The sequence below is a fragment of the Streptomyces sp. NPDC025784 genome, from assembly GCF_055558435.1.
Genome location: NZ_JBVHMN010000010.1, coordinates 114905 through 136549 on the forward strand (window position 1 = coordinate 114905; position 21645 = coordinate 136549).

The window sequence follows — 21645 nt, forward strand, 5'->3', positions numbered from 1 at the left end:
GCCACGAGATCGCGCGGAGACCGGCGGCCGCACGGTCGCGTGGACGGCGACGGAGCCGGTGGGTGCACGACTGGGTGCCGCTCAGTTCAGTGGCTTGGTGAGTTTGTGGGTGCCGTTGCCGACGTCCGCCGCCAGACTGCACGCCACTTTGTCGATGCCGATCCGGTAGCCGCTGGAATCCGGGTACTGCACGAGCGTGCCGCGTACGGTGCCCGCGGACTGCTTGGCCGCCTTGTGCTCCAGGGACACTCGGCAGAGGGCCGACGCCGCCTTCTTGAGGGCGGCGTCGGTGCTGTAGGTGCCTTCGAGCTCGGCCACCTTCACCACTTCGGCGTCGTGCGGCTTGCTGCACGAGCGCTTGGTGGCCTGTCCGGGCCGACTGCCGTCCGCGTCGAAACAGTCCCCCGCGGTCAGCATGTAGTACGGCAATTCGTTGCCCGCGGGCGTCGGGAAGAGCGAGCGGAGGTCGCTCGGCACGACGTCGCTGGGCAGGTCCGAGGGGAGGGTCGGCACGGCACTGGGCAGTTCTGAGGGAGCGGAGGGCAGTCCGGACGGGATGCTCAGCGAGGGACCGGGCGTCCGCCGCGTGCTTCCGCTGGCCTCCGGCGACTTGTCGTCCTTCCCGTCCCCACCGCCTCCGGTCGCCACCGCGATCACGGCCACCACGACACCCACGGTCACCATCGCGGCGAGCACCAGGAGGAGCGTGTTCCTGCGCCGTCCGCCCCGGTGGCCTCCGGGTCCGCCACCCGGCGGTCCGGGAGGCGGCGGTGGCTGCCATCCCCCGCCTCCCTGCGACGGCGGCCCGAAGCCGCCCGGAGGCGGACCGTAACCCCCTGGAGGGGAACCGTAACCACCGGATTGCGATCCCTGGCCACCTGTCGGCGGCCCATAGCCACCGGACGGTGGTCCGTAGCCACCGGACGAAGATCCATATCCGCCTGACTGCGATCCGTCGCCGGCTGTCGGTGATCCATGGCCACCGGACGGTGGGTCGTAGCCTCCCGGTGGTGGTCCGAAGCCACCGTCATCTGGGGGCGGCGTGTCTCCCGGCGGTCGAGGGGGTACGGGCGGCATGGCCATACCGTCAAGAGTCGTGCCGAACCGGTCATCACGCGAGCCCTGCGCGGAAGTTGATACGGACTCATGGCATGGATCGCACGATTCCGCATCATTCACGCAGGGAACGTTCCGAACCCACCGAACCCGCTGCCCCCTCTGAACTCACCCGTCCCACCACAGTCGGACACGAGGTGGGGTCGGAACGCGCCCGAGCACGAGGCCCGGCCACGAGATCCCGTCCCGCCGGGGCAGGCCCGCCCGAGGGCGGGCCCACGCCGCGTGGGACCGGTCAGCCCCGCGCACCCAGCAGGTGGTCCATCGCCAGCTGGTCCAGACGCTCGAAGGCCATGCCGCGCGCGGCCGCCGCGTCCACGTCGAAGTCCTCGAAGGCCGTCCGGTCACCGAGCAGCCCCTTCAGGCCGTCTGCCGCGGTGGGCTGCGCCAGCTCGTCCAGGCGCGAGGCACGCAGGGCCTCCTGGACCTCGGGGTCGGCACGGAAGGCCGCGGAGCGCTCCCGCAGGATCAGGTAGTTGCGCATGCAGCCTGCGGCCGACGCCCAGACGCCGTCGAAGTCCTCGGTGCGCGGCGGCTTGAAGTCGAAGTGCTTCGGCCCGGCGTAACCGGCGCTCTCCAGGAGGTCGACGAGCCAGAACGCGGCACGCAGGTCGCCCGCCCCGAAGCGCAGGTCCTGGTCGTACTTGATGCCCGACTGGCCGTTGAGGTCGATGTGGAAGAGCTTCCCCGCCCACAGGGCCTGCGCGATGCCGTGCGGGAAGTTCAGCCCGGCCATCTGCTCGTGGCCCACCTCGGGGTTCACGCCGTACAGCTCCGGGCGCTCCAGACGCTCGATGAAGGCGAGGGCGTGGCCCACCGTGGGCAGCAGGATGTCGCCGCGCGGCTCGTTCGGCTTCGGCTCGATGGCGAACTTCAGGTCGTAGCCCTGGGAGGTCACGTACTCGCCGAGGAGGTCGAAGGCCTCCTTCATGCGGTCGAGCGCGACACGGACGTCCTTGGCGGCACCGGACTCGGCGCCCTCCCGGCCGCCCCACGCGACGTACGTCTGGGCGCCGAGTTCGACCGCCAGGTCGATGTTCCGGATCGTCTTGCGCAGGGCGTAACGGCGCACGTCGCGGTCGTTCGCGGTGAACGCGCCGTCCTTGAAGACGGGGTGCGTGAACAGGTTGGTCGTGGCCATCGGCACCTTCAGCCCCGTGGCGTCCAGGGCCTGCCGGAACCGCTTGATGTGCGACTCGCGCTCACTGTCCGAGGACCCGAAGGGGATCAGGTCGTCGTCGTGGAACGTCACTCCGTAGGCACCGAGCTCGGCCAGACGCTGCACCGACTCGACCGGGTCCAGGGCCCCCCGGGTGGCTTCGCCGAACGGGTCCCTTCCCTGCCAGCCGACGGTCCACAGGCCGAAGGTGAACCTGTCCTCGGGGGTGGGCTGGTAGTTCATGTCACGGCTCCTTGTTTGCTCCGACTATTTCGTCATGGCGGTTAACAAATTAGTATGCGGACGCATCTCTGGGAAGAGACGAAGTGCGAAACTCCCGGGCCGAGCCGGTCCGGACAGCCCCACAACCAGGACAGATCCCGCGGAGCCGCGGAAGAGGGAGAGCCCGATGTCAGCAGCCGAGGGTCCGCTCGTCGTCGGAGTGGACACGTCCACCCAGTCCACCAAGGCCCTGGTCGTCGACGCATCCACCGGACAGGTGGTTGCCAGTGGGCAGGCACCGCACACCGTCTCCACGGGTGCGGGCCGCGAGAGCGACCCACGGCAGTGGTGGGACGCGCTCTGCGAAGCGCTGCACCAGTGCGGCGACGCCGCCCACGAGGCCGCCGCGGTCTCGATCGGCGGCCAGCAGCACGGCCTCGTCACCCTCGACGCCCAGGGCGAGCCCGTGCGGCCCGCCCTGCTGTGGAACGACGTGCGGTCCGCGCCGCAGGCCCGCCGGCTGGTCGAGGAACTGGGCGGCCCGAAGGCCTGGGCGGAACGCACCGGAAGCGTGCCCGGACCGTCCTTCACCGTCACGAAATGGGCCTGGCTCGCCGAGCACGAGCCGGACGCCGTCCGGGCGACGGCCGCCGTCCGGCTGCCCCACGACTACCTCACCGAACGGCTGACCGGGCAGGGCACCACCGACCGCGGGGACGCCTCGGGCACGGGCTGGTGGGCGTCCGGGACGGAGGCCTACGACGACGAGGTCCTCGCCCATGTCGGGCTCGACCCGGCGTTGCTCCCCCGCGTGGTCCGTCCCGGCGAGGTGGCCGGAACGGTGCACGCGCAGGGCGGCCTGCCGTTCTCCAGGGGCACCCTGGTCGCGGCGGGCACCGGCGACAACGCGGCCGCAGCGCTCGGCCTCGGCCTGCGCCCCGGCACCGCGGTACTGAGCCTCGGGACGTCCGGCACGGTGTACGCCGTGTCGACGCGGCGCCCCGCCGACCCGACGGGCACGGTGGCGGGCTTCGCCGACGCGCGCGGCGACTGGCTTCCGCTGGCCTGCACCCTGAACTGCACCCTGGCCGTCGACCGCATCGCCGCGCTCCTGGGCCTCGACCGGGAGGCCGTGGAACCCGGGTCCGGGGTGACGCTGCTGCCCTACCTGGACGGTGAGCGGACCCCGAACCTGCCGCACTCGGCCGGACTGCTGACCGGTGTGCGTCACGACACGACCGGCGGGCAGCTTCTCCAGGCGGCGTACGACGGCGCCGTGCACTCGCTGCTCGGCGCCCTCGATCTCGTCCTCGACGCGGACGCCGACCGCGCCGCGCCCCTGCTGCTGATCGGCGGTGGTGCCCGGGGTGCCGCCTGGCAGCAGACCGTGCGGCGGCTGTCGGGGCGGCCGGTACAGGTGCCCGAGGCCAAGGAGCTCGTGGCGCTCGGGGCGGCCGCCCAGGCCGCGGGCCTGCTCACCGGCGAGGACCCGGCCGCCGTCGCCCGGCGCTGGAACACCGCTCAGGGGCCGGTGCTCGACGCCGTGGAGCGGGACGACGAGACGCTCGCCAGGATCGCCGGGGTACTCTCCGACGCGGCTGCGCTGCTGGAGCGGCAGTAATCACGCCGGCCACTGCCGGCGGCGGCAGGAGCGTGGTCCCGCGAGGACGACAGGAACGAGGATTGACGGAGGCATGACCGCACCGCTGCACGAGACCCACCCGACCGGATCCGGCCCCCGGCTGCCCGACACTCAGCAGGGCATGCGCCGCCGCAACCTGTCCAGGGTCATGCACACCGTCAGTGCCGAGGGGCCGCTGTCGCGCGCCGCCGTCGCCTCGCGGATCGGCCTGACACGGGCGGCCGTGTCGACGCTCGTCGACGAACTGATCCGCTCGGGGCTCCTCGAAGAGCTGGGTCCCGAACGGCCCGGCCGGGTGGGGCGGCCGGGCTCGGCGCTGGCCGTCAGCGGGCGCGGTCCCGCCGGGATCGGTGCCGAGGTCGGCGTCGACCACCTCGCGGTGTGCGCCGTCGACCTGCGCGGCGACATACGGGCCCGTGCGGTGCGCCACGGCACGAACCGCGGCCGGTCGCCACAACCCGTCGTCGAGGAGCTGTCGGCCATGGTGCGGGAGGTCGTCGCCGAGGCGGAGCGCGAGGGGCTGTGGCCCGCGGGTCTCGCGGTGGCCGTGCCCGGTCTGGTGGCGCGCGACGCCCGGACCGTGGTCCGCGCCCCGAACCTCCACTGGCAGGACACGGACCTGAGCGCACTGCTTCCCGCGGATCTGCCGCTCACCGTGGACAATGAGGCCAATTTCGGCGGCCTCGCCGAACTGTGGCTCGGCGACGCGACCCCGCGCGACTTCCTGCACGTGTCCGCGGAGATCGGTATCGGTGCCGCGGTCCTCGTCGACGGGCGCCTGCTGCGCGGAACCCGTGGCTTCGCCGGCGAGTTGGGGCACGTGCCGGTGCATCCGGACGGGCCGGAGTGCCCGTGCGGTGGCCATGGCTGCCTCGAACAGTACGCGGGAGAGGAGGCCGTCCTGCGTGCCGCCGGTCTGGAGCCCGGCGGGGACCGGGTGGGGCTGTTGTCCGAGCGCGCCGCGCAGGGCGACCCGCACGTACGGCGTGCCCTGCGCGATGCGGGCACCGCACTCGGCATCGCGCTGACGGGGGCGGTCAATCTGCTGGACCCCGAGACGGTCGTGCTGGGAGGTGCGCTGTCCGGTCTCGCACCTTGGCTTCTGCCGTCGCTGGAGGAGGAGCTGGCCCGCCGCACCGCGGGTCCCGCCTGCGCCGTATCGGTTTCCCGGCTGGGCCCCGAGGGACCCTTGCTGGGCGCCGCGCATTCAGTGGTGCGAGGTGTGCTGGACGACCCGGCGGCGGTGGCGGAGCGGGCCTAGCCCGAGCACCCGACGGTGGCGGAGCGCGCCAAGCCCGAGCACCCGACGGTGGCGGAGCGCGCCAAGCCCGAGCACCCGACGGTGGCGGAGCGCGCCAAGCCCGATCCGACAGCGATCGGGAAGGCGGGCGAAGCAGGTGAACGGCCGTCAGAACACCTCCCTCACCCACACAGCGGTCAGCGCATCGGCGTCGGTGGGCGGGCGTCAGCCCACACGTAGGACTCCCCCTTCCGGGTGGCCGAGTTGTCCACAGTCACGGACTTGTCCACGGACTGACGCCTCGCTCTTCCGGCCCAACCGGCAAGCGCCGTACCGTAATTCACGCGAGGCGCAGCCGCCCAGGGGGTGGCTGCGCGCCGGGCGGCGGATCGGGGGGTTCACGTGTCGGGAGAGACGGTTCCAGGACTGCGGCGTGAGGCGATCGGGCTGCGCGAGGTCCTGTTCCAGAGCATCACGGCGATGGCGCCGGCGGCAGCGGTCGCCGCGTCCATTCCGTCGGGCGCGGCTTTCGCGGGCGGCAGTCTGCCCCTGTCCGTGCTCATCGCGCTCGTGGCGTGTCTGTTCACCGCCTCGTGCGTGGCCGAGCTGGCCAGGGAGCTGCCGTCGGCCGGTTCGGTGGCCACCTACGCGGCTCAGGGCCTGCACCCGGCTGTCGGCTTCCTCGTGGGCTGGGGCTACGTGTTCGTCGAAGCGCTCGTACCGCCACTGCTGCTCCTGCAGCTCGGATTCACCACGGCGGGCACGTTGCACCAGGAGTGGTCGTCGTATCCGGACGACCTGTGGTGGCCCTGGTCGCTCGCGGGAGCCGCGATCATCGCCGTCGCCGGCTACTTCGGAGTGCGCGCCTCGGCCCGCTTCGGCACCGTCCTCGGCGTCTTCGAGGTACTGGTCTTCCTGGTGTTCGCGGTATGGCTGATCGCCGAGGCCGGCGGCGACAACACCCTGTCGGTGTTCGGCACGTCCCACACGGCCGACGGATATGAAGGCATCAGCGGGGTGTTCGCGGGATCGGTGTACACCGTGCTCGCCTTCGCGGGTTTCGAGGCGGCCGCCCCGCTCGCCGAGGAGACCAAGGACCCGCGCCGCACGATGCACCGGGCCGTCCTCGGCGCGGCACTCGCGATCGGCCTCGTGTACGTCGTGACGACCTACGCCATGTCCGTCTACTTCGGCCCGGACCGCTTCACTGGTTTCGGCGCCTCGGGGGCCGCCTCGTGGGAGGGCGTGGCACGGGCCTCGTTCGGCCTGTTCTGGGTGCTCGTGTTCCTGGCCGTGGTCAATTCGACGATCGCCAATGCCAACGCCTGTTCCAACGTCTCCACGCGAACCGCTTTCGCCCTGGCCCGGATCCGGGTGTTCCCCGGGCTCTTCGCGAGCCTGCACCCCCGGCACCGCTCCCCCGTCGCCGGCGTCGTCGTGCAGGGTGCGGTGGCGCTCGCGGCGATGCTGGGACTCGGTTTCGCCTACGACCCCGTGACGGCGTTCCTCCTGCTCGCGACGGTGATCGTCACCGTGGTCATCGGCGTGTACATCGTGGTCAACCTGGCATGCGCGGGCTACTTCCTGCGGCGCAGGCGGGAGTTGCTCCGGCCGGTGCGGCATCTGCTGTTCCCCGTGCTCGGGATCGCCGCGTTCGTTCCGGCGCTGCTGACCGCGGCGGGGCTGCCGGTCTTCGACTTCGTCTCCGAGCTGACGGCTCCCGTGTCGTACGCCGGACCGGTGGTCGGCGTCTGGATGCTCGCCGGTGTCGCGGTACTGATCGTGCTGCTGCGCCGCCATCCGGGGCGCATAGCCGAGACCGCGCGTGTCCATCTCGACGAGACCCCCACCGCCGAACCCCGGCAGAGCGGAGCCGTGCAGTCATGAGCGACCCCCGGATCCTGACCGTGCGGCCCGCGCCGGGCGAGTACGCGTGGACGTTCGGCGGCGCGCCGCCCGTGGCGCGCATCGAGCCCGGCACGGTCCTGGACCTCTACACGGAAGACTGCTTCGCGGGTCGGGTGCGGTCCGAGAAGGACCTGGTGTCCGAGGTCTGCGAGTTCCCCTATCTCAATCCGCAGACCGGCCCCTTCCACGTGGTGGGTGCGGAGCCCGGTGACACCGTCGCGGTGCATTTCGTGTCCATCGAGCCGGCTCGTGACTGGGCGGCATCGACGACGGTTCCTCTCTTCGGGGCGCTCACGTCCACACACACCACGGCCACCTTGCAGCCGCCGCTGCCGGAGACCGTGTGGATCTGGCAGCTCGACCGGGAGCGCCGCACCGCCCTGTTCAGTGCGCGTGACAGCGACATCGAGGTCGAGCTCCCGATGGATCCGATGCACGGCACCGTCGGGGTGGCGCCGGCGAACCTGGAGGTGCGTTCGGCGCTGGTGCCCGATGCTCACGGCGGGAACATGGACACACCGGAGATGCGGGCGGGCGTGACCTGCTATCTCGGCGTGAATGTCGAGGGCGCCCTGCTGAGCCTCGGCGACGGGCACGCCCGGCAGGGCGAGGGCGAGACCTGCGGGGTGGCCGTCGAGTGCGCGATGAACACGATGGTGATCGTCGAACTCCTCAAGCAGGTGGCCACGCCGTGGCCGCGCATCGAGTCGGACACGCACATCGTCTCGACGGGTTCGGCGCGGCCTCTGGAGGACGCGTTCCGGATATCGCAGCTCGACCTGGTGCAGTGGCTGGTGCGTGACTACGGCTTCAGCGATCTGGACGCCTACCAGTTCGCGACGCAGGCCGTCGAATCGCCGCTCGCCAATGTCTGCGACACCAACTACACGTGCGTGGCCAAGCTCCGCAAGGAGTGGCTGCCGGCGCGAGAGACTCACCGCGGACTGCACCGGCAACTGCGCGAGAAGGCCGCCACGCTCCGGCGGTGAGACACGCGGGCGCCGGCCGGACGTCCAGCACGATCGAGACCATCCCCCACAGGTACCCCCCACATGTGAAAGGCGTACACACCATGGAGCGAGCGAGATCGTTCCCGAGCCGGCGGCGGCTGCTCAAGGGCGCGGCCCTGGCCGCCCTCCCCTACGCGTTAGTCCCGGGTACGCGCGCCACGGCACAGACGGCCGTCGACTATCCGAGCGCCGAGTGGACCGCGGCGAGCAGGTCCAACTACACGGCGTCCAACCGGCCGACGACCTATCGGCTGGACTATGTGATCATCCATGTCACCCAGGAGACGTACGGCGACACGCTGTCCATCTTCGCGAACCCGCAGAAGCAGGTGTCGGCCCACTACGTGGTGCGATCGGCCGACGGTCATGTCGCGCAGTGCGTCAGGGAGCGGGACGTCGCCTGGCACGCGGGCAACTGGGACTACAATACCCGCAGCATCGGTATCGAGCACGAGGGCTGGGTGGACCGACCCGCCTACTTCACCAACGCCCTCTACGAGGAGTCCGCCAAGCTCACCGCCTCGATCTGCACGAAGTACGGCATTCCGAAGGACCGCGCCCACATCATCGGGCACTACGAGGTGCCGGGCACCGACCACACCGACCCCGGACCGAACTGGGACTGGACGCGCTACATAAGACTGGTCAACTTCGCCTGACGCCACGGCTCCCGGGCTTCAGGGATGCCCAAGCCCCGCAGGGCGCCGCCGGTACCGCGGCCGAACAGACGGGCGGACGTGCGCGTGCGGCAGCCGCTCGCACGGTTGGATTCGGTGCAAGGACGGGCACACAGCTTGTCCGGGCGCGCACCGGGAGTGACGATGGTCCCAGCCGCATCGCCTTCCGGGAGGCCGAGTTGACCGATCCCTGGGTGGCCCTGGAGCCAGGAGCCGACCCCGTCCAGCGCATGCGGGTGCTGCGTCGTGCCCATCAGTCGTTCACCGAGGCGGGCACGGTGACACGGCCGGTGCGGTCCGTCGTGGCCGACTCGTGGCGGCGTTCGGCGCGGGCCGGGGTGGCTCCCGACGGTACGGCGAGCGTCGAGCTCACCGACGGGGACCTCGGCTCCTACCGGGCGGAGCATCCGCTGGCCAGGGTGATGCCGCTGTTCCGGGAACTGATGGGGACCTTCGCGGCGGACGGGGAGCATCTGCTGGCGGTGTGCGACGCGCAGGGCCGGCTGCTGTGGGTGGAGGGCCATCCGGTGACGCGGCGGCAGGCCGACCGGATGAACTTCGTACCGGGAGCGCGCTGGTCGGAGACCGCCGTGGGGACGAACGCGCCCGGCACGTCGGTCGCCGTCGACCGGCCGGTACAGGTGTTCGCGGCCGAGCACTTCAGCCGGCGCGTCCAGCCCTGGACGTGTGCGGCGGCGCCGGTGCACGACCCGCGCACCGGGCGGGTGCTCGGCGCGGTGGACATCACCGGCGGGGACGGGCTCGCGCATCCGCACAGTCTCGGTTTCGTGCAGGCCGTGGCGCGGGCGGCCGAGTCCCATCTGGCGTTGCTCGCACCGCCCGAGACCAGGACCGACGGCCTGGAGCTGACCGCGCTGGGCCGTGACGAGGCCCAGCTGCTGGCGGGGGGCCGCAAGATCAGGCTCAGTCGCCGGCACAGCGAGATCCTGGTGCTGCTGGCCCGGCATCCGGAGGGTCTGACGGGTGACGAGTTGCTGTGCGCGCTGTACGAGGACGAGTCGGTGACGCCGGTGACGCTGCGCGCCGAACTGGCCAGGCTGCGCCGACTGCTCGGACCGGGTCTGCTGGAGTCGCGCCCCTATCGGCTCACGGTGCCGGTCGAGTCCGATGTCGCGGTCATGGAGCGGCGGCTCGGGACCGGCTCGGTGACGGCGGCCATGGCGGCGTACACGGGTCCGCTGCTGCCGAGTTCGGGGGCGCCCGCGGTGGTCCGGCTGCGACGCAGGCTCGCGGACGGGCTGCGTACGGCGCTCGTCGCCCGCCGCGATCCCGATCTGCTGGCCGACTGGGCGCGCGCACCCTGGGGCGAGGACGACCTGGACGTGTGGCGAGCGCTGGCTTCGGTACGTCCGACGGCGGCTGTCCGGTCCCGGCTGGACGCGTTGGAGAGTGAGCTGTCGGCGGCATGGCCTCGGGGGCGGGCGCCGGGCGGTGCAACGTCCTCGCAACGTCCGCGCTCCTAGCCTCGCGGCGAGAGCTGCCCAACGGCGGGCAGCGCTTCTCCGGGAGGCAGACCAGCATGACCCGTTACGCGGCGCCCGGCACCGAGGGCGCGATCGTCTCCTACCAGGCGCGTTACGACCACTTCATCGGCGGGGAGTACGTGCCGCCGGCTCGCGGGCAGTACTTCGAGAACCCGAGTCCGGTGAACGGGCAGCCGTTCACCGAGGTGGCGCGGGGCACCGCCGAGGACGTGGAGCGCGCGCTGGACGCGGCGCACGCGGCGGCTCCCGCCTGGGGACGCACCTCCGTGACAGCGCGCGGCGACATCCTGCTCAAGATCGCGGACCGGATGGAGGCGAACCTGGAGAAGCTGGCGGTCGCCGAGAGCTGGGAGAACGGCAAGCCGGTGCGGGAGACCCTGGCGGCCGACATCCCGCTCGCGATCGACCACTTCCGCTATTTCGCCGGGGCGATCCGCGCTCAGGAGGGGTCGCTCGGTGAGGTGGACGACGACACCGTGGCGTACCACTTCCACGAGCCGCTCGGTGTGGTCGCGCAGATCATCCCGTGGAACTTCCCCATCCTGATGGCGGTCTGGAAGCTCGCCCCTGCGCTGGCGGCGGGCAACGCGGTCGTCATCAAGCCCGCGGAGCAGACCCCGGCGTCCATCCACTACTGGATGAGCCTGATCGCGGATCTGCTGCCCCCGGGCGTGGTGAACATCGTCAACGGCTTCGGGGTGGAGGCGGGCAAGCCGCTCGCGTCCAGCCCCCGGGTGGCGAAGGTCGCCTTCACCGGTGAGACCACGACGGGGCGGCTGATCATGCAGTACGCCTCGGAGAACATCAAGCCGGTCACGCTGGAGCTGGGCGGCAAGTCGCCGAACATCTTCTTCGACGACGTGTGGGCCGCCGACGACGACTTCCGGGACAAGGCGCTCGAAGGCTTCACCATGTTCGCGCTCAACCAGGGCGAGGTCTGCACCTGCCCGTCGCGGGCGCTCGTCCAGCGCGGCCAGTACGGCGACTTCATGGCGGCGGCCGTCGCCCGCACCGAGCTCATCAAGCCGGGCCACCCGTTGGACACCGACACGATGATCGGCGCCCAGGCCTCCAACGACCAGCTGGAGAAGATCCTCTCCTACCTGGACATCGGCCGGCAGGAGGGCGCCAAGATCCTCACCGGTGGCGAACGGATCGAGCACGACGGCGAGTTGAAGGGCGGGTACTACGTCCAGCCGACGATCTTCGAGGGCGACAACCGGATGCGGATCTTCCAGGAGGAGATCTTCGGGCCGGTCGTCTCGGTCACGTCGTTCGACGACTTCGACGACGCCATCAAGATCGCGAACGACACGCTGTACGGGCTGGGCGCCGGTGTCTGGACTCGGGACATCAACACCGCGTACCGCGCGGGCCGCTCGATCCAGGCGGGCCGCGTCTGGACCAACTGCTACCACGCCTACCCGGCGCACGCCGCGTTCGGCGGCTACAAGCAGTCCGGCATCGGCCGCGAGACGCACAAGATGATGCTGGAGCACTACCAGCAGACGAAGAACCTGCTGGTGTCCTACTCCCCGAAGAAGCTCGGCTTCTTCTAGAGTCCGAAGTCGGTTGCCTGGAGGCTTCGTTGACCTCCAGGCACTCCGACGCCGGAGCTACGCTCCACGATCAGCACAGCGCCCAACGCCACTGCACGGGCTCCAAGTGGATCCGTCCCGGGCCGGCCACGGGCCGAACGGCGTCCTCCGCGCACGGTCCCGCACGCCGCCTTCGACGAGGCACCGCAGGGCCTGCTGGGCGTCGAGGCCACAGCCCAAAGACAACGACATCGGTGGTGGCCGGCCCAGGGGAAGTCCCCGGCCACGGCGATGTCCTGGGAGAAGCGGCCGTCGCCCTGCGAGGAAATCACGGGCCGTTGCTGACCGCCGTGGTCGAGGAGGCGTCCTGGCCCGGGTTGACGAACACCCCACCGGGGTGGCTGACATCGCACAGACCATCACCGTCGACGTCGCCGAGCGTCACGTCGGCGAGCCGCGTGGTCGACTGGTTGAGGTAGCTCCAGCGCCCGCCGAGCGAACTGGACTGGTACCACCAGGTGATGCCGGTGGCGATGAAGGCGTCGTTGACGCCGTCGCCGTCGAAGTCGCAGTACTTGCGCTGGCCGCCGGTGTACGAGTCGAGGGTGTTGGCGGACTGGTGCAGGCCGGTCTCGGTCTGGTCCAGTGCGGCGTGGATGGGCAGGATCGAACCCACCCACAGGCTCGAATGCCGGAAAACGTTGTGCGACACGGTCATGCCGACACTGGGCGTCCCTCGCAGTTTGACACCCGTGCCGTTGGTGTACCAGACCGTGTTGTACTCCACGTCCATGTACTCGCCCGCGGAGCCGCACTCGTAGCTGCAGGACGAGTCGTTGCCGTGCATGTCGATCTCATGGGTGTGCCAGACATGGGAGTTGTCTCCGCCGCCGCCCCAGATCAGGTTGCGGTACGCCAGATAGCCGTCTCCGGCCGAACCGTCGCCGGTGATCGCGTGCCGGTTGTAGTCGAACACGTTCCGCTCGACCAGCGCATAGGCGCCGTGGCCCATCACCACGCCGTAGCCCGCGCCGTGACCGCAGCAGATGATGCCGGTGGGGTGCTGGTTGTGGTGGATGTAGTTGTCGTGCACCCAGACGGTCTGGGCGTTCCACAGGCCGATCCGGCTCTGGCCGTCCTGGATGTTCACCGCCGAGCCGCGCCAGTGATCGATCTCGCTGTGGTCGATCTCCACGTTCAAGCTCGAGTCCACCCGGATTCCGTCGGAGTCGCTGGTGTCGACCGCCGAATAGGGGTCGTCACTCTCCGCGCCCTGCAACCGGATCCCGCTGAACCGCACGGTGTCGCTGTGCGTACCGTCCCCGTCGTTCCCGACCCTGAAGAGGATGTGCGGGAACGACGTCGTGAACAGTCGCGGGCCCTGCGGGCGCTGCGTCCGGTCACCCAGGATCTGGACGCCCGGGGCGACCGGCAGAGACTCCCGTCCGGTCAGGTCCAGGTCCACGTTCCCGGCGATCCGCACCACCGCGTCCGGGGTGTCGATCGCCTGCACGAACAGGTCCTGCTGGCTGTTGGAGGTGATGGAGAAGACCGGCCCCGCGGCGGGGGCGGCGGACGCCGCCGGACCTCCACTGAGCAGCAACCCGAAGGCGAACGCCACGGCGCCGCTCAGGGCCGAGCGTCGATGCCCGAAATAGCCCACGACTGAGTCCCCTTCGAAAGAGTGGACGATTGAATGTGTCACTGCGAGGTGAGCGTTCCACTCCGTGCCCTCCCGTGCCCTCGCGTTCCCTCGCGTTCCCTCGTCGTCCGCCGCGGGTCCCGGACTCCGGGTCTCATGCGGTGTCCACCTGCCCTACGACTTGAGGCTGTTCCCCGCTGCGGCCTCTGCGATAGGCTCACTCGTCGTCCCCCGCCTGTGGCAAGGCCACCGATCACGACCCACACGGCGGTCCGGCCGGCTTCACCTGGCGTTGTCGAGTGCACCCAGGAGAGAAATCAGCCGTGAACAATGCCGATGCGCCCGTTCGGGACGCGTCCGGGTCGGACGCCCGGCGGCCCGGTGAACTTCAGACCCTGCTCGACGAGGGCACCCGAGCCGTCGTCGACGAAGGCGATCTGCGCACCGGCCGGGACCGCTTCGAACGCGCCTACCGGATCGCCGAGTCGGTGGGCGAGGAACGGTCGATGGCGGCGGCCGCCCTCGGCTTCGGTGGCCTGTGGGTGCACGAGCACCGCACGGTCGCCGGCTCGGTACTCCTGGAATCGCGGTTACGCCGGGCGCTGGAGTTGCTGGACCCCGAGTCCTCGCTGGCGCTGCGGCTGCGGATCCGGCTGGCCGGGGAGGGCGACTACCGCAACAGCGACAACGCCGCGATACTGGCGCTGCTCAACCAGGCGAGGGCACGACAGAATCCGATGGCGCGTGCGGAGGCTCTGAGCCTGGCCCATCACTGCCTGGTCGGCCCGGAGCACGGCGCACTGCGCCGGGAACTGGCCGCCGAGCTGGTCGCGGAGAGCTTCCGTACCTCCCGCCGCAGCGATCTGCTGATGGGCCTGCTGTGGCAGACGGTCGACATGTTCCTGGACGGCGACCCGCACGCGGAACGCTGCCTGGCGGAGCTGCGCGACCTGCTCGCCGAGCAGGACCATCTCGCGGTGGGCTTCGTCGTGAGCGCGATGGAGGTCATGCTCGCCGTCCGCGCGGGCCGCCTCGACGAGGCAGAGGCGCTGGCCAGGGCCTGTACTGAGCGCGGGATCGCCGCCGGTGACGTCAACGCCACGGTGTGGCAGGCCGCACAGCTGGTGACCATCCGCTGGTACCAGGGCCGGGTGGTCGAGCTCGTGCCGCTGCTCAGCGAAATGGTCAACTCCCCGACGCTGAGCGCTGTGGACGATCACGCCCTGGCCGCGCTGGCGGTGGCCACGGTGACGGCCGGGGACCGGCGGAAGGCCGTCAGCGCGCTGGCCACGCTGTGCGGCCGCGACCTCGGTGACCTGCCTCGGTCGAGCAGTTGGATGGTGACGATGCACGGTGTCGCGGAGGCCGCCTATCTCCTTGACGACACCGCCACGGCGGCCCGGGTCTACGAGCTGCTGAGTCCGTACGGTCACCTGCCGATAGTGGGCAGTCTTGCCGTCGCCTGCTTCGGCTCGGCCCACCACGCGCTGGGGGTCGCCGCATTGACCATGGGAGACGTCGACCGGGCCGTGACCCATCTGCGGGACGCGGTACAGCAAAACCTCGCCCTCGCGCACTGGCCCGCGGTCACGGCCTCCTGGGACCGGCTCGCGGTGGCGCTCGTACGGGCAGGCCGGCAGGCGGAGGCCGACGCCGTCCGGCGGGAGATGGCCGCGGCCGCCGAGGAGGCGGCGACGCCGCAGAAGGACGGACATGCCGGCGCGGATCCGCGTGGCGAGGACGGGCAGGGGCAGCCCGCCGCGTTCTGTACCCGGCTGGGCCGTAAGTGGCGGATCGGGTTCGGCGGGCGCAGCGTCCTGGTGGAGCACAGCGTGGGGATGCTGCATCTGGTGGTACTGATCGCCAACCCGCGCCAGGAGATCCGGTCCGTCGACCTCGTGGCGGGGCTGACCGCGCTCAACGAGGCCGCCGAGCACACGGCCCTGTCCGGGCAGCCGGTACTGGACCGGGTGGCGGCGCAGGAGTACCGCAATCGTCTGGCCCGGCTGCGCACCGAACTGGACGAGTTCCAGGCGGCCGACGACCATGAGCGCGCCGCCGTGGCCCAGGTCGAACACGACTGGCTGATGAGCCAGTTGGCGGGCGCCACCGGCCTGAGCGGACGCGCCCGCCGCTTCCCCGAGGGCGAGGAACGCTCCCGGGTCGCGGTGAGCAAGGCCATCCGCCGGGCGCTGGACCGGATCGCGGCAGCCGATCCGGTGATCGGTGAACACCTGCGGCACGCGGTGCACACCGGGGTGCGGTGCTCGTACTGGCCCGCCTGACGTGTGTCAGGCCGCGCTTCCGCCCGGATCGAAGGGCCGCCCGCCCGGCACCCCGCCGCCGCGCCGGCAGGGACCGCGAAGTCGAGCCGGGCTTCAGGTGCGGCGGACCGGGCTACGGTGCTCCTACTGACCCACGTGGCGTACCACCGGCACCGTCCCGTGCGCATGCGGACGGGCCCGCTCGGCCCGGTCGTGCGGGCCGCCGGCCGGCCCTGTCGCGGGTGACGAACCCGTTGGACCCGCCGGCGGTACCGCACCGCTCCCGGTCAGCCGCCCGCGCGGTGCCGCGTTCGCACGCCACGGCACCAGGGGGTCGGCATCGGCCGGTCGGCGGTCCCGTGGACGGTCCCCTCACAGGGCGGTCAGCATCTGCCAGGTCGTGGACGCGACGACTCCGTCGGCCGGCAGGCTGTGCGCGGACTGGAAGGACCGCACCGCGCTGCCGGTGGCCGAACCGAAGGAGCCGTCCACGCCCAGCGCGGTCCCGTGGGCGTTGAGCTGGCGCTGCAACGCCGTCACCGCGGGCCCGCTGCTGCCCTGCTGCACCACAACGGCGAGGGCCCGCCAGGTCGCGGGTCCGACGATCCCGTCGGCGGACAGACCGCGGCTGGACTGGAAGGACCGCACCGCGCTACTGGTGGACGGGCCGAACGAGCCGTCCACGCTCAGCGTGGCCCCCTGGACGTTGAGCAGGTACTGCGCGGTCCTGACCCGCTCACCGCTCGCCCCCTGCTGAACCACCGGCCAGTCGGCGCTCGGCAGCGGCGTACCGCGTCCGGCGGGCAGCGAGAAGGGAACGGGAAGGAGCAGCTGTGTGTTGCGGGCGTCGGCCGTTCCACGGCGCTTGCCGATGCCGGCCGCCACCGCCTGAAGGTCGTTGGCCGCCAGCTCACGTCCCAACGAGGCGAGTGCGACGGGGGTGCTGGTGTCCCCGTTGCACGACAGCGGTGCGTCGGAGTCGACCATGGTCGTGAAGATCGACAGGATGCCACCGCCTTCGGCGATCTCGAGGATCCGGCTCTGGATGGGCCAGTCGATGTGCGAGGCGGTGTTCACCTCCCAGAAGCCGTTGCCGATGACGGACGGCCAAGAAGTCTTGTGGGCCCAGATGTTGTTGGTGTGCGTGTGGCCGTCGACCATCAGGATCACGTTCGGGAAGCGCAGCAGCAGGTTGCGCAGTTCCGTACCGCCGTACGGGGACTCGCTGTCCGTGTTGTCCATCGAGTCGAGCGTGTGATGGCAGCAGATGACGATGAGTTTGTCGGTCACGCCGGGCTGGTTGACGACCGTGCGGGCCCGGGTGCCGTCGGAGTCGTCGAGTTCGTAGCGTGAGCTGTTGGCCTTGAGCTGGGCGTTCAGCCAGTTCCACTGGTCCTGGTCGATGGCACCGTCGGCACCGCCGCTGATGTTGGTCGTGTCCAGCACCAGGAACTGGAATATGTCGTTCGGTCCCGAGGGAATCGCATAGTAGGCCTGGTCGCCGCCGGACGTGAAGCCGTGCCCGCGAGGGGTTCCGGTGGTGTTGAAGTGCTCGCCGATGAATTCGCTGCGCGCGAGCAGCCGCCGGGACGGGTCCCCCGTCACGTGGGCGGTCTGGAGGGTGAAAGCACCCGTCAGTATGTCCTTCAGCAGCTCCACGTAGTACGACGCCGTGTTGTCGAAGACGTCCGGGACTCCCTCGACCTCCGTCAGCTTGGTGGAGCCGGTGGCGATGCTCTTGAGCGGGTCGAAGGGGAGGATGTCGATCGGGACGTTGCCCTGGACGAGCGCGTCGTGGTTGCCGTAGGCCGCGTACCAGGGCATGCCCAGCCCGGTCGCCGTGAACGGTCTTCGGGCGCCCTTCAGCAGCCCGCTCACGACCGGAAAGCCGTGGAGGGTGTTGTTGTCGGGTGGAGTCTGCCGTGCTTCCGGATGCCAGTAGTGGGTTTCCGTCCCGAACTGGCCGCTTGCCACGCTCTCGTCTTTGGTGAGGTCCCCGGAGTCCGGGCGCACCGTGTTGCCGTCGAGCAGGTCGATGTACCACCGCGACTCGTTGTACTGGCAGTTGTCGACCGCGTCGCCCGTGACGACGGTGAAGGCCAGCGGTGTGCTCGTCCGCGGGCTCCGGAGGACCTGCCGGACGGCTCGGCACATCGCGTCGGTCGTCTGAGTCGAAAGGAATTCGTGTGCGCGGTACGCCGATTCGGTGGGGTACGAGTTGTAGTGCGGAGGTCCGTAGTCCGCGAGCCGGTCGAGGCACTCGACGCGCAGCGGGGACTGGTCGTCGACGATGTGCAGGTCGGACATCTGGGCGAAGGCGATCAGCGATCGGGTGATCTGTGGCGAGGTGGCGAGGGTGAAGTCGTTGCGGGTGATGTGCGGTTCGCCGGGGCCGGCGGCCACACCGTGGTATCCCATGCCCAGGTCGGGGCCGATCTGCACCGTCTGGTCCAGAGTGGTGCGCCCGAATGCGGCACCGGTGCCGAGGGGCGGCGATGCGGCACTGGCGACGGCGCGCAGACTTCCGACATCGATGGCCGCGGCCACCACAGCCACTCCGGCAGCTGTCAGGATCCTGCGACGGGAGATTGCCATGTCGATTCCTTCGTTGTGGGGGCGTGACATGCTGCGAGGTCGTCGTTCGCCCGTCCTGCACCCCTGTTGACCGCGGTGGAGTCCCGAGGGGCTGGTGACGGGACGGATGCGGGGGTGCGGAAGCCCGCGCGGGTGCCGGCCCCGCCGCCGAGCGGCGGGGCCGGCACCCGCGTTCAGGCGGGAGAACGGGACGGATCAGGTGTCGCCGGGCCTGTCACAGACCGGCGGAGCTGTGCGTGGCGCGCAGGTGGAACTGGTAGGACTCCCAGGCCGACCAGGTGGTGGTGTCGGGGTCGGTCTGCGTGCAGTGGTACAGCGTGCCCGTGTCGTCGACGGCGAACAGTTCGATCTTGCCGGCCCCGTTCCGCTCGGCGGCGACGTGGCGCATCCGCAGCGTGGTGGAACCGAGCTGCGTCGACATCTGGACCCAGGACTGCCACGTGCCGCCGGCCGGGGCGGTCTCGAAGCGGCGGAAGAGCTGCCCGTCGGGATTGGTGCCGAAGATCGCCAGGCGTCCGTCGAGGTTGCGGGCCATGTCGATGGAGTCGAGGATGCCGTCGAGCGGCAGCACGCCGCCCCACTCGCTCTCCGTCTGCGCGTTGGCGACGTTCATCCTGCGCTGGATGAGGAGGCCGTCCTCCTTGATGGCGACCAACATGGCGCGCCCGTCGGAGCCGGTCTCGACGGCGAGTTGGATCGCGGTGCCGCCGAGCTGGGTCCAGGGGGTGAACCAGCCGTTCGAAGCGGTGTCGTCGTTCAGGAAGTCCTGCCAGCGGTGGCGGATGGTGTTGTCGCCGCGGGTCGCGTAGACCTGCATGCCGCCCCACTGGTCCTGGACCGCGGTCGCCGAGGTGAAGCCGGAGTCGAACTGCTGGGGCGCCGTGTAGGTGCTGCTACCCGCGCTGGTCTGCGCGCGACGGGTCACGTAGCCGTTCTGATCGATGGCGAACACCTCGACCCGGCCGTCCTGATGGCTGCTGGCGGTGACGGACTGCCACCCCGGCCCGCTCGCGAGCTTCGTCCAGGGCCGCAGGCTGCCGCCGGCGGTCTGCTGGCCGGTGTTCCACAGATTGCCCTGCGCGTCCGTGCCGAACAGCTCGAGGCACCCGTCCTTGTCGCGGGCCGCGGCGATCGGGGAGCCGAGCGGGTGCGGGGCGTGCAGCGGGAAGGGGGCCGGCAGGAGCAGTTGCGTGTTGCGGTCCTGACTGACGCCCATGCGTCTGGTGATGCCGCGGCTCACCTCCTGCGGGTCGTTGGTGGCCAGCTCCCTGGCCAGGGACGCCAGTTGTGCGGGCGTGCTGGTGTCGCCCCCGAAGGAGAGGGGTGCGGCGGGGTCGACCATGGTGGTGAAGATCGAGAGGGTGGCGGGTCCGGCGGCCGAGCCGAACTCCCCTGCGTTCTGCGCGTCGGGGCTGGCCATGATCTCGATGATGCGGCTCTGGATCGGCCAGTCGATGTGCGAGGCAGTGGAGATCTCCCAGAAGCCGCCCGAGATCGGGCTGGAGGCCGGCGTCGGATGGGGGACGATCTTGTTGGCGTGGGTGTGTCCGTTGACCATGGCGATGACGTTCGGGTAGCGCAGCAGCAGCGCCTTGAGTTCGTCGCCGGTGTGCCGGTCCCCGAAGATGCCGCCCAAGATGCCGTCGTCGAGGTTGTCCATGGTGTTCAGCGTGTGGTGACAGAAGAGGACGTACATCTTGTCCTGCACACCGCTCCGCGTGACGATGCGGTTGTGGGTGTCGATGTAGCGTGAGCTGTTGGCCCTGAGCTGCTGTTCCAGCCAGTCGAGCTGGTCGGTGTCGATCGAGCCGCCCGCGGCGCCGGAGCCGAAGCCGTCGGTGTTGGTGTTGGTGGAGTCCAGGGTGATGTAGCGGATCAGGTCGCCGGAGCCGGACGGGATCGCGTAGTAGGCCTTGTCGATGCCGACGCCCTGGAATCCGTGACCGACCGGCAGGCCTGCGGTGTTGAAGTGGTCCTGGATGAAGGCCTTGCGCGACAGCAGCCGCCGGTTGGGGTCCGCGACGACGCGGGTCCCCTCCAGCTCCCAGGCGACCATCAGCTTGCCGAAGGTGCCGAGGTCGCTGTAGTCGTCCGGCAGGTCCGCGGAGGTGCCGGAGGTCTTGGACGAGCCGACCGTCATACCCTGCACGTCGACGAGGTTGTTGTCGATGGGCTCATTGCCCTGCCACAGGCCGTCGTGGTTGCCGTACGCCGCGTACCAGGGCATGCCGAGGCCGTGGGAGACGAACGGCCGGCGGGCCGCTCCGACCACGCCGTTCGCGTCCAGCAGTCCCGGGACGTAGGGGAATCCGAGGCCGGAGGTGCCGGTGTACTGGTTGCCCGGCACCCGCTGCGGAGGTACGGACGGGTAGTAGTAGTGGTTGTCCCCGGTGCCGCCGTTGGTCAGGGCACCGCCGGCGAAACTCTGGTCCAGTCCGATGTGGCCGGAGTCCGGCACGATGGTCTGGCCGCCGTCGAGCAGGTCGATGTACCAGCGGTTCTCGTTGTGCTGGCAGTTGTCGACCGCGTCGCCGGTGACGATGGTGAACTGCAGCGGCTTCTTGCTCCGCGGGCCCTTGCCGATGCCGGCGACGGCCTGGCACATCGCGTCGACGACCTGCGTCGACAGGAACTCGTGGCCCCGGTAGGCCGAATCGGTGGGGTACGAGGCGTAGTGCGGGGCACCGGCGTCGGCGTAGCGGTCCATGAACTCGAGGCGGGCCGGCGACTGGTCGTCCACGATGTGCAGGTCGGTCATCTGCGCGAACGCCGCCAGCGTCATCGTCGGAGGGCCGAAGCGGGACCAGAGGTCGGTGCGGATGGTGTGCGGCTCCCCCGGCCCGGCGACAAGCCGCTGGTAGCCCGCGCCCTGGGCATAGCTCGCCCGCTGCACCGTCTGGTCCCACGTGGTGACCACCGGCACGTCCGATGTGGAGGCAGTCGCCGTGGCGGCCGTCCTGCCGGCGCCCGTCGGCGTCGCGGCTTCGGCGGCGGCGCGGAACCCGCCCGCGTCGATGGCTGCCGCCACCACACCCACTCCGGTCGTCGTCAGTAACCTTCTTCGCGAGATACCCACGCCATGTCTCCCAGGAAAGGTCGGACTCGTCTCCTCTTCCGGTGTTCCATT

General features: G+C 70.6%; 13 protein-coding genes. 8 read left to right on the forward strand and 5 right to left on the reverse strand.

Annotated elements, in window-relative coordinates; all coding sequences use genetic code 11:
• Window positions 1–81 precede the first annotated feature (81 nt).
• Both ACZ4IF_RS22980 and xylA read right to left on the reverse strand, forming a co-directional pair.
• Window positions 82–696 carry a hypothetical protein gene (locus tag ACZ4IF_RS22980; RefSeq protein ID WP_467565502.1) on the reverse strand — a complete coding sequence of 205 codons (615 nt, stop codon included), beginning with the start codon at window positions 694–696 and terminating at the stop codon, window positions 82–84.
• 655 nt (window positions 697–1351) lie between these two features.
• The gene (gene xylA, locus ACZ4IF_RS22985) at window positions 1352–2518 is read right to left on the reverse strand and encodes a xylose isomerase (RefSeq protein WP_467565504.1); all 1167 of its coding nucleotides are present in this window, start codon (window positions 2516–2518) and stop codon (window positions 1352–1354) included.
• 166 nt (window positions 2519–2684) lie between these two features.
• Between xylA and xylB the strand changes: the two genes are divergently transcribed.
• The 7 genes from xylB to exaC all read left to right on the forward strand — a co-directional run bounded on the left by xylB (window position 2685) and on the right by exaC (window position 12038).
• Entirely contained in the window at window positions 2685–4118 is a 1434-nt protein-coding gene (gene xylB, locus ACZ4IF_RS22990) for a xylulokinase (RefSeq protein ID WP_467565506.1), read from the forward strand.
• Between the two features lie 73 nt (window positions 4119–4191).
• Complete coding sequence (locus tag ACZ4IF_RS22995) at window positions 4192–5400, forward strand: ROK family protein (RefSeq protein WP_467565508.1); 1209 nt, start codon at window positions 4192–4194, stop codon at window positions 5398–5400.
• 381 nt (window positions 5401–5781) lie between these two features.
• Window positions 5782–7266 (forward strand): APC family permease, encoded by a 1485-nt coding sequence (locus ACZ4IF_RS23000; RefSeq protein ID WP_345658006.1) that lies wholly within the window; start codon window positions 5782–5784, stop codon window positions 7264–7266.
• Complete coding sequence (locus ACZ4IF_RS23005) at window positions 7263–8276, forward strand: acetamidase/formamidase family protein (RefSeq protein WP_467565511.1); 1014 nt, start codon at window positions 7263–7265, stop codon at window positions 8274–8276. The genes ACZ4IF_RS23000 and ACZ4IF_RS23005 overlap by 4 nt, the downstream gene beginning before the upstream one ends.
• A gap of 83 nt (window positions 8277–8359) precedes the next feature.
• Window positions 8360–8956, forward strand: coding sequence for an N-acetylmuramoyl-L-alanine amidase (locus ACZ4IF_RS23010; protein WP_467565513.1), 597 nt, complete (start codon window positions 8360–8362; stop codon window positions 8954–8956).
• Between the two features lie 197 nt (window positions 8957–9153).
• On the forward strand, window positions 9154–10458 hold the full coding sequence (locus tag ACZ4IF_RS23015; protein ID WP_467565515.1) for a GAF domain-containing protein: 1305 nt from the start codon (window positions 9154–9156) through the stop codon (window positions 10456–10458).
• 56 nt (window positions 10459–10514) lie between these two features.
• Window positions 10515–12038 carry an acetaldehyde dehydrogenase ExaC gene (exaC, locus tag ACZ4IF_RS23020; RefSeq protein ID WP_467565517.1) on the forward strand — a complete coding sequence of 508 codons (1524 nt, stop codon included), beginning with the start codon at window positions 10515–10517 and terminating at the stop codon, window positions 12036–12038.
• A gap of 307 nt (window positions 12039–12345) precedes the next feature.
• Here the strand turns inward: exaC and ACZ4IF_RS23025 are convergent, their stop codons facing one another.
• On the reverse strand, window positions 12346–13680 hold the full coding sequence (locus ACZ4IF_RS23025; protein ID WP_467565519.1) for a hypothetical protein: 1335 nt from the start codon (window positions 13678–13680) through the stop codon (window positions 12346–12348).
• A gap of 302 nt (window positions 13681–13982) precedes the next feature.
• Between ACZ4IF_RS23025 and ACZ4IF_RS23030 the strand changes: the two genes are divergently transcribed.
• Window positions 13983–15944 (forward strand): hypothetical protein, encoded by a 1962-nt coding sequence (locus tag ACZ4IF_RS23030; RefSeq protein WP_467565521.1) that lies wholly within the window; start codon window positions 13983–13985, stop codon window positions 15942–15944.
• A gap of 351 nt (window positions 15945–16295) precedes the next feature.
• Here ACZ4IF_RS23030 and ACZ4IF_RS23035 read toward each other — a convergent pair whose 3' ends face one another.
• Window positions 16296–18518: a TIGR03767 family metallophosphoesterase gene (locus tag ACZ4IF_RS23035; protein ID WP_467565523.1), complete on the reverse strand. Its 2223-nt coding sequence runs from the start codon at window positions 18516–18518 to the stop codon at window positions 16296–16298.
• Between the two features lie 214 nt (window positions 18519–18732).
• The gene (locus tag ACZ4IF_RS23040; RefSeq protein WP_467565525.1) at window positions 18733–21546 is read right to left on the reverse strand and encodes a TIGR03767 family metallophosphoesterase; all 2814 of its coding nucleotides are present in this window, start codon (window positions 21544–21546) and stop codon (window positions 18733–18735) included.
• Between the last annotated feature and the right edge of the window lie 99 nt (window positions 21547–21645).

Coding starts and splice junctions, on each gene's coding strand:
- xylA (WP_467565504.1), bottom strand. CDS start 2,518: ATGAACTACCAGCCCACCCCCGAGGACAGGTTCACCTTCGGCCTGTGG.
- xylB (WP_467565506.1), top strand. CDS start 2,685: ATGTCAGCAGCCGAGGGTCCGCTCGTCGTCGGAGTGGACACGTCCACC.
- ACZ4IF_RS22995 (WP_467565508.1), top strand. CDS start 4,192: ATGACCGCACCGCTGCACGAGACCCACCCGACCGGATCCGGCCCCCGG.
- ACZ4IF_RS23005 (WP_467565511.1), top strand. CDS start 7,263: ATGAGCGACCCCCGGATCCTGACCGTGCGGCCCGCGCCGGGCGAGTAC.
- ACZ4IF_RS23010 (WP_467565513.1), top strand. CDS start 8,360: ATGGAGCGAGCGAGATCGTTCCCGAGCCGGCGGCGGCTGCTCAAGGGC.
- exaC (WP_467565517.1), top strand. CDS start 10,515: ATGACCCGTTACGCGGCGCCCGGCACCGAGGGCGCGATCGTCTCCTAC.
- ACZ4IF_RS23035 (WP_467565523.1), bottom strand. CDS start 18,518: ATGGCAATCTCCCGTCGCAGGATCCTGACAGCTGCCGGAGTGGCTGTG.